Annotated in this window: 11 protein-coding genes and 1 riboswitch; of the genes, 9 read left to right on the top strand and 2 right to left on the bottom strand. The window is 40.0% G+C overall.

The features are described 5' to 3' along the window. Nucleotides 1-33: 33 nt before the first annotated feature. Nucleotides 34-1833, bottom strand: a complete 1800-nt coding sequence (locus ACK8P5_RS25105) for an ATP-binding cassette domain-containing protein (RefSeq protein ID WP_422658894.1) — start codon at nucleotides 1831-1833, stop codon at nucleotides 34-36. After that, a complete protein-coding gene (locus ACK8P5_RS25100; protein WP_422658893.1) occupies nucleotides 1833-3776 on the bottom strand; it encodes an ATP-binding cassette domain-containing protein in 1944 nt (647 codons plus the stop codon). The genes ACK8P5_RS25105 and ACK8P5_RS25100 overlap by 1 nt, the downstream gene beginning before the upstream one ends. A 156-nt stretch (nucleotides 3777-3932) precedes the next feature. On the opposite strand from ACK8P5_RS25100, the gene ACK8P5_RS25095 reads away from it, so the two are divergent. From ACK8P5_RS25095 to msrAB, 9 genes are all read left to right on the top strand, one after another. Further along, nucleotides 3933-4622: a response regulator transcription factor gene (locus tag ACK8P5_RS25095; protein WP_422658892.1), complete on the top strand. Its 690-nt coding sequence runs from the start codon at nucleotides 3933-3935 to the stop codon at nucleotides 4620-4622. Continuing rightward, nucleotides 4615-5772: a sensor histidine kinase gene (locus ACK8P5_RS25090; RefSeq protein WP_422658891.1), complete on the top strand. Its 1158-nt coding sequence runs from the start codon at nucleotides 4615-4617 to the stop codon at nucleotides 5770-5772. The genes ACK8P5_RS25095 and ACK8P5_RS25090 overlap by 8 nt, the downstream gene beginning before the upstream one ends. A gap of 55 nt (nucleotides 5773-5827) precedes the next feature. Continuing rightward, the gene (locus ACK8P5_RS25085; RefSeq protein WP_422658890.1) at nucleotides 5828-6538 is read left to right on the top strand and encodes a hypothetical protein; all 711 of its coding nucleotides are present in this window, start codon (nucleotides 5828-5830) and stop codon (nucleotides 6536-6538) included. Nucleotides 6539-6686: 148 nt separating this feature from the next. Beyond that, on the top strand, nucleotides 6687-8333 hold the full coding sequence (locus tag ACK8P5_RS25080) for an alpha-L-fucosidase (RefSeq protein ID WP_422658889.1): 1647 nt from the start codon (nucleotides 6687-6689) through the stop codon (nucleotides 8331-8333). A 61-nt stretch (nucleotides 8334-8394) separates the two neighbouring features. After that, a riboswitch (purine riboswitch) is annotated at nucleotides 8395-8495 on the top strand. Between the two features lie 181 nt (nucleotides 8496-8676). Next, nucleotides 8677-9876: a NupC/NupG family nucleoside CNT transporter gene (locus ACK8P5_RS25075; RefSeq protein WP_422658888.1), complete on the top strand. Its 1200-nt coding sequence runs from the start codon at nucleotides 8677-8679 to the stop codon at nucleotides 9874-9876. Nucleotides 9877-9915: 39 nt separating this feature from the next. Continuing rightward, nucleotides 9916-10437 (top strand): cupin domain-containing protein, encoded by a 522-nt coding sequence (locus tag ACK8P5_RS25070; RefSeq protein WP_422658887.1) that lies wholly within the window; start codon nucleotides 9916-9918, stop codon nucleotides 10435-10437. Nucleotides 10438-10628: 191 nt separating this feature from the next. Further along, the gene (locus ACK8P5_RS25065) at nucleotides 10629-11348 is read left to right on the top strand and encodes a cytochrome c biogenesis CcdA family protein (protein ID WP_422658886.1); all 720 of its coding nucleotides are present in this window, start codon (nucleotides 10629-10631) and stop codon (nucleotides 11346-11348) included. A gap of 15 nt (nucleotides 11349-11363) precedes the next feature. Continuing rightward, the gene (locus ACK8P5_RS25060; protein WP_422658885.1) at nucleotides 11364-11888 is read left to right on the top strand and encodes a redoxin family protein; all 525 of its coding nucleotides are present in this window, start codon (nucleotides 11364-11366) and stop codon (nucleotides 11886-11888) included. Between the two features lie 42 nt (nucleotides 11889-11930). Then, on the top strand, nucleotides 11931-13025 hold the full coding sequence (msrAB, locus tag ACK8P5_RS25055) for a bifunctional peptide-methionine (S)-S-oxide reductase MsrA/peptide-methionine (R)-S-oxide reductase MsrB (RefSeq protein ID WP_422658884.1): 1095 nt from the start codon (nucleotides 11931-11933) through the stop codon (nucleotides 13023-13025). The last annotated feature ends 104 nt before the right edge of the window (nucleotides 13026-13129 follow it).

The following is a 13129-nucleotide window of genomic DNA, read 5'->3' as shown; positions in this document are numbered from 1 at the left end:
GCGTTTCTTTATATTCTCAAATCTCTGATGCATTTACTTTCTCAATGCTACAGCTGGCTCTGTACTGATTAACTTATAGCTGGCTAGTATACTAATCACAATAACAACAACGCCTGTAGAAACTATAGATAACATGATTTGTAGTGGGGTAGTAATGAGTGCTAGATTAAAAACTACGCTAGTTGCATAAGCACAGACAAGGAGAGCAGCATTAAAGATCGCTGACATTGCTGATAATAGCAGATTTTCGCTGACAATCATTTTTCTTATGGTTCCTCTATTAAATCCCAAAGCGGATAGCAGCCCTAATTCCCTGTATCTCGAATTTTGCAGTTTGATGAGTAGTACTGTGCTAATAAATAGTCCAATCGCTAAAATTAAAATCGAAACGATTAAGAACAAGCGACTAAGACTGTTGAATGTATTTTGCAAAGCTCCTACTTCTTTGGCTGAATTCTTACTGTCTATTTTTTTGTCAGCAAGCATTTGACTTACTGGAACAATATCTTCAAAATCCTTTACATCGTAACTAATGGAATAGTGTTTTTCACCCTCCACATCTTTATAGAACCCTCGTTCGATGTCCGAACTTACAAAGAAATCATCGTAGCCAGCATTATAAATTCCACTTATCGCTAGCCCGTATTCATTTTCACCATATTGTAAGGTTAGTTCTTTGCCAATCAAGTTACGAATATCATTTTCAAACTTTTTAGCAAGGCTTGGGCTAAGTGCAATTTCCTGTTGGCCAGCTTTGGGCATCGTACCGTAGGACATATTTTCCGTAGCTTTTGGCATTGGATATTTGTCTGCCATGGTTTCGGTTTTATCGCCCAAGCTTAAAGTCACATCTGTTATTTTGTGTTGATAATACACACTTTCGATGCGCTCATCGGAACGGAGCATGTTATAAATGGTATTACCGTTATCTTCGCTTTTGATATAGCCGTTATTATAGGCGGTGTTTTTATCCTTAAACTCGGAAATGGATTTCTCCATGATATTCCCTGAAGATAAAGACAATATGAATGCAAGGATACCGATGGAAATGGCCAAACTGACAGCAATATAGCGTGTGATATGAACATTGAAGTTCTTAAGCCCTAGCTTGAATGCTGATATCTTGTTAGCCATATTTAAGCTGAGTCTTTGATCACAAGTACGATCTATTTGCGTGTCCGTATTTTCTGATATTATTTTTCCATTCTCGATATAAATGACATTGTCCGCATAGGTACAGATCTTCTGATCATGAGTAATCACAATAACCAAACGGTCTTTAGAAATCTCTTTTAAAAGTTTCATGATATCATCGGAGTTGCTACGATCCAATGCCCCCGTCGGCTCATCCGCTAAGATCATACGAGGATTACTAATTAAAGCTCTTGCAATTGCAACTCTTTGCTTTTGACCACCCGAGAGATTTTCGATTTTCTCATCCGTTTTTTGCGATAACCCCAGTTTATTTAACAGTTCTATCGCATTTTGTTTATTTACCTCTTCACTTAATGTATTTAGTTCACATGCAAGCAAGATGTTCTCAAGTACGGTATATCCACTTAAAAGATGGTAATTTTGAAAGATAAATCCGATATGATCTTTACGATACGCACACAATTCATCAGCGTTCAGATTGCTTATGGAAGTATCCCAAACTGTAATATCACCGCTGTACTTACTGTCAAAGCCCGCAATCATATTAAGCAACGTGCTTTTACCAGAGCCGGATGCACCTAAAAGGCAAGTGAGTCCTTTGCTTGGAAACGTATAGCTTGTATCATCAAAAACAAGTGAATTACCGTACTTTTTTATAAGGTTATTGATTTGAATCATTATCGGTCACCTGTCTTTAATGCTGTGGTTATATTGCTCTTGAAGATGGTAATAGCAGTTGTAAAATATGCTACAGCGGCTAGTAAAGCAATCAACAGAGCTCCTGTAACCAACATTTTTGAGTTAAGAATATTTACGTCGAACAAACCTTTGGTTGCTAGATCGATGAGAGGTGATGAAACAAGCATCAACAGGATGGCCGCAATGGTTGCTGCTAGCATTTCCGTCAAGTTAAGCAGGCTCAAGTGAGCATGATTAAAGCCACTGACTTTATAAATTGCATATTCTCGGTTTCGCATAAAACCTGTGATAAGGAAGATCGCACCAACCATAACGACAGACAATATTCCAATGAGTACACTTGCAGAACCTGACTGTTTCGTTGTTTGTTCGTTTAATCTGACAATATCCTCAACAAGCTCAAATCTTCCAAGAGGTACTATGCCTATTTCGTTAAGCTCGTCTTTAATGGAAATCATATCAGCCGGAGTCTTTGCTCGAATAAGAAAATTCATGGTGTCATTATTAATTTCTGCTTGTCCTCTCAAGTCGTCAAGTGCGGACTTGCTGAAGAAGAAAGCGTCAGTAACGGCATACTCTGTTATGTTGCCTTCATATTCAATATACTGCGAAGTATCAGCAACACCTACGATGGTTGCGGTTATAGATGCAGCTTTTAAGACGGGCTCTCCAGTGTCCCAATTATACACAGCACTGCTAAAATCAATTTCTTTCCCTATTGCCTGCTCATTTGAGATTCCTAGCATGTTCACAAAGCTATCTGGGACAACAATCTCGTAGTCCGTGCCTGTTGGCATTCTTCCTGCTACCAGTTTATTGATTGTCGGTGCACTACCTGTGCTTTCAATCTTATATTCTTTGCCGCTTATCGTTACGTTTATATCATTAAACGCTTGTAAGAAAGCAGTAAAGTCAACACGCTGATCGCCTACATATTTATCATAGAGTCCACCAATATCCTGATCCACATTAGCGTTTGGCTGATCTTCCGTACTGCCGTCAGTCCCTGCAGCGCTCATGAAGCTACTAACAATGCTAATATCTTTAAGTCCCTCTCCATAAGTATCAATTAGCTGGTCGAATTCACCTTGACTGCTGTTCTCAACCGTTCCATTTACAGTGGTAAGGAGTAATATTCCTGCAACCATAAGCGCTAAAGTAGCTATTGCAAATCGTCCGAATTTGCGATGAATAGTCGACTTTGTAAGTGTAAAAGCATTTTTTATAGATAAACTATGGCTATTCTGTGTTTTGGATTCGGAACTTTTGATAGTTACATTTTCTGGTTTGGAGACGAGCTCACCTTTATCAAGTTCATATACGTTATCTTTAGACGTTATTAAAGAAGTATCATGAGTTACGACGATAATGGTTCTACTCTTAGAAATAGCTCTCAGAATATCCATTGTTGTTTTTGCGGTTTTTTCATCCAAAGCACTGGTTGGCTCGTCAGCAATAATAACCTCTGGATTTTTCATAAGCTCTCTTGCGATGGCAACACGCTGTTTTTGACCGCCAGATAGATTTTTTGCCTTTTGATGAGCAAGGTCAAATATTTTGAGGTCTTTTAAAATGGATTCGGCGTTTTTTCGATTGTGTTTATTGGATAGATACTGTGGTAACAATACATTCTCTAAGACCGATAAATCTTCGAGTAAATTAAAATCCTGCCAGATAAATCCGAATATATTGTTGTAAAAATAGCTTTTTTCATTGGTGGTTAATCCTTTAATGCTCTTACCGCAATAGTAAACCTCGCCATCAAAGTCTTGTTCCATACCGCTGATGATTTTTAAAAGAGTCGTTTTACCGCTGCCCGAAGCACCGACTATAAAACTCATTCCTTTTCCGATGGTTAAGGAGGTATTCAACAAAGCGAACTCGCCGTTATATTGTTTGGATACGTTCTTAATTTCAAACATCTGCTTGCTCCTTTTTTGGCCATGTTAGTTTCGTGATGTAACTATCGTATAACAAACGATGTTAAATCCCTGTTAAGGGGGCTTTGTTCTAAATTAAATCCTTAACATAGATTTAACGCATACTAAGGTAGACTATAAAAAAGAGGTGTGTTGCGTATGAGGATACTGATTGTAGAAGACGAGCTCGATCTGCAAGAGGCGATTGCAGATGGGCTTCGAATAGAAGGTTATGCCGTGGATACCTGTGACGACGGTGAAGCTGCTTACGAGCTTATATATGAAGTGAATTATGACTTGGTTGTACTTGATTTAAATCTTCCCAAAATGGATGGACTTGAGGTTTTGGAGAAGATACGAGATGAAAAGCCTGAATTGAAGGTGCTTATTCTCAGTGCAAGGAGTAGTGTGCATGACAAAGTAAAAGGCTTAGACATAGGGGCAAATGACTATTTGGTAAAGCCATTTGATTTCGCTGAGTTGGAAGCAAGAATTCGGAATTTGTTAAGGCGAAAGTTTGTGCAAGAGAGCAGTATGCTTTCCTGCGGTGCAATCAAGGTCGATCTATTAAAGCGTATTGCAGTTGTTGATGAGAATGATATATCACTGACAAAAAAAGAGTTTGCACTGCTTGAATATTTCTTGCTGAACAAAGATAGAGTGGTTAGCCAAGAAGAACTGATTGAACATGTCTGGGATCAGCATGCAGATAGCTTTAGTGGTGCTATTCGGGTTCATATTGCAACGCTTCGAAAGAAGCTAAAATCTGTATTAAATTATGACCCCATTGAAACGAAAATCGGCGAAGGATACGTTTTATCAGAAAGGGGGGATGAGGTTAATGCTTAAGAAAATGCCAATTCGAATGCGACTTACTATGATGACTGTTGCTCTTTTAACGTTGAGTTGTGTAGGTCTTACCTTCATACTAAATTTATCTGCAGATAGAATGGCTACAAGGATTGATGCAGCGCTTGTTGTACCGTCACAAGAGTTGGGGGAAGCTCGATGGACTAATGAACGTTTTCAATTCCCCTTAATCGGCATGGCCCCCTCCATTCCAACTGAGGATTCACAAAAAGCAAGAGTAGATTTTAGAATGGAAAGCGTTATGTATATGCTGTTAGTTGTGATTGGCGGTGGATTCTTAACCTATTATATTTCGGGTAAGGCATTGAAGCCTCTAGATACGTTAAATGGTCAAGTGAAAAACATAAATGTACATAATTTATCTGAAACGTTATCTGTGCCGCCTACAAAGGATGAAATTGCAGAGCTTACGGTAACATTTAATGAAATGACAGATAAATTAGATCATGCATTTATGATGCAAGGGAGATTTTCCGCAAATGCCGCCCACGAACTTAGAACACCGCTTGCTGTATTACAAACAAAGGTAGATGTATTTAAGAAGAAGGCGGATCATACAAAAGAGGAATATGATGCTCTTATTGGCGTAATTGAAAGACAAACGAATCGCTTGAGAGGACTTGTAGCTAACTTATTGGATATGACGAATATGGACGAGGTCGGTGAGCAAAGCAGCATTTACGTAAAGGATATTTTTGAGGATATTTTCTCGGAGCTTTCACACATAGCTAAAGATAACCATATTAGCCTATCTTTAGACTGCGATGATAGTGTTGTTTTTGGTAACACGGATTTATTGCAGCGTGCATTTTACAACCTTGTGGAGAACGCTATTAAGTACAATATTGACGGTGGTACGGTTGAGGTCATTGTAAATAGATTAAGTAACGAACAGGTTTCAATTCAGATTAAGGATACAGGCATCGGCATTGCCGAAAAAGACAAAAAACATATATTTGAGCCTTTTTATTCTGTTGACAAGTCACGCTCGCGTCAAAAAGGTGGTGCAGGCTTGGGGCTGTCGATTGTGGATACCATTATCAAAAAGCATCATGGTACACTTGCGGTTACCGATAATGAACACGGCGGGACTTCCTTTAATATCGTCTTAAAAGGGTCAAAGAAATAAACGGCTATTTCTATGGTTGTTCACGTGCTGCCAATGTAAAAGGAGCTACTTATTTTTGAAAAAAACAATCTCAATAATTCTCTATACTCTCTTATACATTCTCTTATTTATTGTGTTAGTTGCCCTCCTTATGGGGGGATATTTACTGATTCAATTCATTCCAGAATATTTGTTTGTCCCTAAAGACTATTTAATGTGGACTTTTAACCAACAAGGGTTATTCATTAAATTTTTACTGCCATACATTATAGTTGGGAGTTTGTATCTTTTTCTTAAGGGAAAAAGCGAAGATGCGAGGAGTCCAAATGTAAAATTTTTAAGGAGACACAGAAAGTCTATCTTTGCTTTGTTTATTGCTAGCAATATGGTCATTTTTTATGTTGTCATCACTTCGGTGACGATCATAACAAACCATAAGATTATTGATTATTCATTTTGGCATCCGCAAGGACGCGAGTATAGTTACAAGGATATTGTGCAGATCAACGCAGGTGTGTATGGAAAGAAACAATACTTTCCCCGATTAGAAACCAAGGGTGATTACTTCTATATTGTTGAATTAGAAGATGGACATAAAATTCATTTGACTGATGTTGGAGGATTTAATGCTGAGCATGAGTATTTCGTGATTGAAAAACTTGATCGTGATTTCGTAAATATGGGGATTCCTAAAGTTTCGAGTATGGACAATTTTAATGATACTACGCATCAATTAGATAAAATATATAGTGATTCCATACGAAGAGTACTACAAAATATTCATTAATTGAGGTGTTTAAAAAGAACATCGGCTGAGAGAGATTGCTTTCATAATAAAAAAGGGTTTTGGTAGTTATAAACGAATATCGTATATAACTGCCTAAATTTTAAGGTTATAGGAAGCAGAATAATTACATCTACAGGAGGATTCATAAATGGCTAATAAGACAGGAAATTTGAAAGCGATTCCAGGTGTTGTTGCGTTACATGAGAATCATCGTACTGCTGAATGGCAGCGTCTTCGATATGGCATGTTTATTCACTGGGGTCTTTATTCTGAAATCGGTGGCGTTTGGAATGGTGAGCCGGTAACCAGAGGCTATAATGAGCAAATCCAGATGTGGGCTAATATCTCGGAAGAGGACTATTTAAAGGTTGCAGCAGAATTTACGGCTGAGCGGTTTGATGCGGCTGAAATTTGCCGACTCGCCAAAGATGCTGGTATGAAATATATTGTCATCACGACGAAGCATCATGATGGGTTCTCGATGTTCAACACAGCAACAACGGATTATAATATCGTGAAGAAAACGCCATATGGCAAAGATCCAATAGCGCTATTAGCAGAAGAATGCCGCAACCATGGATTGAAGTTTGGCATCTATTTCTCCCTTGTTGACTGGCATCAAGGTCATGAGTTTGATGAGAACAACTGTAATTCCATTCCTGAATCGATGGAACCGATTATTGAAGGACAGCTTCGCGAACTATTAACGAATTATGGTCCAATTGCAGAGGTTTGGTTCGATATGTCTGCCCCAACACTTGAGCAAAGTGAAAAGATTGCAGGTCTTGTTCGTGAACTTCAACCAGAGGCGATGATTAATAGTCGTATTTGGAATAACAACGGTGATTTCCGTACTTTGGGGGATAACGAAATTCCTTCCGTTCCGCTTGATGGTGCTTGGCAAACGCCTGCTTCAATTTATCATTCGACTTGGGGGTATCGCAGCTGGCAGGAACGCGAGGATTTGGAAGGTAAGATCAAAGAGCTTGTACAAAGTCTAGTGAGTATTCGTGCTAGAGGCGGCAACTATCTTCTAAATATCGGACCACGCGGAGATGGCTCTATCGTGGAATTTGAAGCAGAAGTGCTGCGTGGAATGGGGAGCTGGATTGAGCGACATCCGGCCTTTGCAGGCGATCTTTCTGCTACACGCTTTGATCAGCATGCTTGGGGAGAAGTGCTTGCAGGCCCTGAAAGTTTATACTTATGCGTAACGAATTGGCCGGCAGATGGAAAGCTAATATTAACCGGAGTAGCCAATGAAGTAACTGAAGTAATCGAAGATGGCGCATTAGCTGCTCTCTCTTATACAACCGAAGAAAATCAATTCATTATTGATCTTCCAGAACAAGCTTTAGATGAAGTGTTACCGGTTATTCGAGTGGATTTTGAAGGAGAACTCTATGTGATTCCGAAGAACACACTCAGTGAGATCGACGGGGTATGGAAGGTTGAGGCGGACAATCTTTACATAGGCCATGGCTATGCTGATGAAGGACATTATTTTACGATGAAGAAAACTCAGGTTCGTTTAACGAGTTACCTTGCTGTGAAGGAAGCAGGTCAAGTTTCCGTTCGACTGGATGTTGAGGCTGACCCAAGTCGTACATACAAAGTATCTGTGGGTGAAGCAGAACACACGGTAACCGGCACTGATTTGTCTGGGAAGGATATGGGTCCGTTTACCGTACCTGCTGATGAGATTATTCCAATGACGATTACACTCGCTGATGCATCCCATGTAGGAGATGACTTGAACATTGTATTTACTGCTGCTGTAGTTCATAGAAAGTGATGTATGGAAGGTCTTTACCATTTTAAAATTGCAAATTTTCTGCTATACTTTCAACCGAAGATTAAAAAAGAATAGTTTCTCTCATATAATTGCAGGGATATGGCCTGCGAGTTTCTACCGGACCCCATAAAGGCTTCGACTATGAGTAGCGATATATCGGTGTTTCAGACTCCTATGTACCCTAACTAGGAGTCTGATTTATTTGTGGCCCAGGAATATTGTTCACTCAAGGAAGTGAATACTATTTCTGGGCTTTTTACTGGTCGTTTGCTAATGGAATCGGACGAGAGTGTCATTTTTAATGCTTCATACACCTTAGAACATACAGAAGGAGCAAAACTACATGTATTTTTTGATCAATCTTATCGGTATTATTGTCCTACTCGGTGTCAGCTATCTTTTGTCGTTCAATAAGAAGCAAGTGGCGCTAAAACCAATCGGGATCTTACTGATTCTGCAATTAGCTACAACCTGGTTCATGTTATCCACCGATATTGGTTCAAATGTGATTACGTGGATATCAGAGTTTTTCTTATGGTTAATCAATAGTGCAATGTCTGGCGTGAATTTCGTATTTGGTGAGTTCGCACCTCTGGATGGTTCTACGTTTACATTCTTTATGAATGTATTGATGCCTATCATTTTTGTTGTGGTATTCTTTGATATACTGACGTACTTTGGCATTTTGCCAGTGATTATTAATGCGATTGGTTGGGTATTTTCAAAAATTACGAGAACACCTCGTTTTGAGAGCTTTTACTCCATACAAGTGATGTTTCTTGGTAACAATGAGGCCCTCGCAGTTACACGGAACCAATTAAACAAAATGGATGACAAACGGCTACTAACCATCGCCATGATTAGTATGTCTTGTGTTAGCGCAGGGATGCTCGGTGGATATCTGCAGCTGTTAGATCCGAAGTATGTGTTGACGGCTATTCCATTGAACGCAATCGGTGCGCTAATCATCACCTCTATTATTAATCCATATCGTGTAAGTAAGGAAGAGGATATTATCTATTCTCAACCGAAGTCGGAAAAGGGTAATTTCTTCGATATGATCTCAAAAAGTATGATGACAGGTGGTAACCTAGCCTTAATTATTGCGGTTATGCTTATTGGTTTCGTCTCCCTGATTACGGCTGTGAATACATTCCTCGGATTGTTTAATGACCATCTCACACTGCAAAGTATCTTCGGGTTTATCTTTGCACCAATCAGCTTCTTAATGGGTGTTGATTTCTCGCAAATCTTATCTGTAGGTCAATTGATGGGTGAGAAGATTGTTCTCAATGAGTTCGTTGCGATGACCAGTCTCAGTGAAATGCTCGCTAACTTAAATCCGCATACGGAAGCGGTTATTTCAACATTCCTAGTCTCGTTCTGTAATTTCACGACCATTGGTATTATTCTAGGAAGTATGCAAGCATTGTTTGGAGATCAAAAATCGAAGTTCATTGCCAAGTACACTTGGTTATTGCTCGTGAGTGGACTTCTTGTATCTAGCTTAACTGCAATGGTTGTAGGGTTATTTGTTTGGTAATTGCACACATAATACAGACACACTTGGAGGTATGCACCGATGAACAAGCATAATGCAGAGTACTACGTATCTAAACTTGGACTTCTTCCTCATCCAGAGGGTGGGTATTACAAGAGAACGTTTGAATCTGAGGAAAGAACATCAGATCAAGAATTATCGGTCCAATTCGAAGGCACAAGAAAGCTGTACACAAGCATCTACTTTCTACTAGGCTCCAATGACATCTCTCATTTGCATCGTTTGAAATCGGACGAGCTATGGTATTATCACGCGGGAAGTCCCTTATCAGTTCATGTAATCGATGAAGAAGGTGTTTATACAGAGTATAAACTAGGAATCGACCTGGAGAATGGAGAGGTTCCTCAAGTGCTCGTGCCGAAAAACTCCATTTTTGGCTCATCCGTAAAAGAGGAAGATACCTTCTCTCTGGTAGGGTGTATGGTTTCACCTGGTTTTGAATTTCAGGATTTTGAATTGTTTACGCAGGAACAATTGCTAGCTAAGTATCCTCAGCATAAGGATATTATCATGAAGTTGGCTTATGATTTAATCCCAGTATAGAACAATAAATAGAAGCACCTTCCGCTGAATGACAGGCAGCTATGCCTAGTCATTTCCGTGTGAAGGTGTTTTTTCTATTTGTAACAACAAAATACAAGATCATTTCAAAGATTTACGAAAACTCATTCTATGTTGCTTCCTGTTCAAAATGCGTATGATACAGATATAAACGCCAAAGGAGGTGCCCTTGAATGGTCACGGAACAGCTATTACTTAGCTCGGTATTCCTTGCAGGTGTGCTATCCTTTTTCTCACCTTGTATCCTGCCGTTACTGCCTGTATATATATCGATATTATCAACCAATGAGCATGCTTCATCTGTAAGCCCTCAGCACACCACAGCGAAGCGGTCATTGAATGTTCCTCTCATCTTGAAGACGATTATTTTTGTAACAGGTTTATCCACAAGTTTTGTACTCCTTGGATTTGGCGCTGGATTTCTAGGTGCTGTGATCAATGCGAGCTGGTTCATCATGGCCTGCGGTATCGTGGTTATCTTCCTTGGACTCTACCAAGTTGGTTTGTTCAACATTCCTTTTTTAAATCGTGAGAAAAAAGTACAGATGAGCCGTAGCAGCAAGCGCGATTTACTCGGCACATACTTGCTTGGATTTACCTTTAGCATCGGCTGGACACCTTGTATTGGGCCGATTCTAGGTGCGGTATTGGGCTTATCCGCAAGTGAAGGTCAAGCATCCTATGGAGCATTCTTGATGTTCATTTATGCACTGGGTTTACTTATTCCCTTCTTAGTTATGGCACTCTTCTCAGATATTCTGTTACGAAAGACGAAGAAACTACAACAATACATGGGAAGGTTAAAGGTGGCAGGTGGTGTCATCATTATTATTATGGGGATATTTCTAATGACGAATAATCTGAACTGGTTCACTACGCTAATTCCACAGTAAGAAGGAGAGAGAAGTATGAGAAGGATTATGCTTATTGCGATCGCACTGTTTACTGTCATGGCACTGGCAGCTTGTTCATCAGGTAATTCTGCATCACAAGACAAGGAGACTGCAAGTGAACAAAGCGCACCGAATTTCACGCTGACGGATTTGAATGGTAAAACACATAGCTTAAAGGATTATGCCGGGCAAAAGGTATATGTGAAGTTCTGGGCCTCATGGTGTTCCATCTGCTTAGCTGGTCTAGAGGAAGTGAATACACTTGCTAAAGAAGAACAGGATTTTGTCGTTCTATCGGTCGTTGCCCCCGGTTATAAGAATGAAAAAGATACAGCCGCTTTTAAAAAGTGGTTTAGCGGTGTGGAAGAAGCGCCAGATTTAACAGTATTGCTAGATGAAGGAGGCAAAGTTGCAGAACAGTTTCAGGTCAGAGGATATCCGACTTCGGCGTATATCGATTCTAGCGGTAAACTCATTCAGACGCTTCCGGGTCATGTTGGGAATGAGCAAATCATAGAAAAATTTAAAACCATTCAGTAAAGAAAGGCTGTGACTTTTGTGAAAAAGGTAGGATGGTTTGTCATGCTAACGCTAGTTATCGTGCTTGCAGGTTGTGGAATGGTCAAAGCCACGAATAGCTCGAATGGCTCAGCCGAAACGGCCAAGGCAGACTCTAAATATCCGGATAATCCGAACGAAGGATTAACATTTGATGAGGATAATCTACAAGAAATATGGCTGGCTGGTGGTTGTTTTTGGGGTGTAGAGGCATATATGTCACGAGTATATGGTGTCTATGATGTAACATCGGGTTATGCAAATGGCAACACGGAGAACCCAACCTATGAACAAGTAGTGCGTGAGAATACGGGACATGCCGAGACCGTACATGTGAAGTATGATCCCGATCGAGTGGATTTGGAGAAACTGCTGACCTATTATTTTAAAATTATTGACCCCACGCTGCTGAATCAGCAAGGAAATGACCGTGGTAAGCAATACCGCACAGGAATCTATTATACGAACGAGGCAGATCGAGCAATTATTGACCGAGTAATAGCCAAAGAACAAGAGCGCTACGACGATCCGATTGTTACCGAAGTGGAGCCGTTAAAGAATTTCACGCTTGCAGAAGAGTACCACCAAGATTACTTGGAGAAGAATCCAAATGGATATTGTCACGTGGAATTTGACTCATTGGAGAATCAAGAGATACCCTCGCTTATAGATCCAGCGCTTTACCCTAAACCGAGTGATGAAGAAATTAAAGCGAAATTAACGAAAGAACAGTATGAAGTCACACAAGGCAAAGGAACAGAACGAGCATATTCTAATGAGTACTGGGATAATTATGAGCCAGGCATTTATGTGGATGTCGTCACAGGCGAGCCGTTATTCTCCTCTGCTGATAAGTATGATTCCATGTGTGGCTGGCCAAGCTTCACGAAACCAATTGATCCAGCCGTTGTGCTTGAATATGAAGATACAAGTTATAACATGGTTCGTACAGAAGTAAGAAGCCGCGTGGGAGATAGCCACTTAGGTCATGTATTTAATGATGGTCCAGTGGATCGGGGAGGCTTGCGTTACTGCATCAATAGCGCTGCAATTACTTTTATACCTCAAGCGGATATGGAAGCAGCCGGATATGGATATCTGGTGCATCTTACAAAGTAAGTACATTTGTGTACAATAGATCTAAGTAACCTTAGAAAGGTGGTGTGAGCCATCTTTCTTTGTGCTTACAATGGGTGAAATGATGAGAAGAGGGGAATCTAGGG

The sequence above is a fragment of the Paenibacillus sp. EC2-1 genome (genome assembly GCF_049311625.1).
In the GTDB taxonomy this organism is placed as follows: domain Bacteria; phylum Bacillota; class Bacilli; order Paenibacillales; family Paenibacillaceae; genus Paenibacillus_AQ.
Note: the sequence above shows the minus strand (reverse complement) of the source record. Positions and strands in the feature narration are given on the sequence as shown.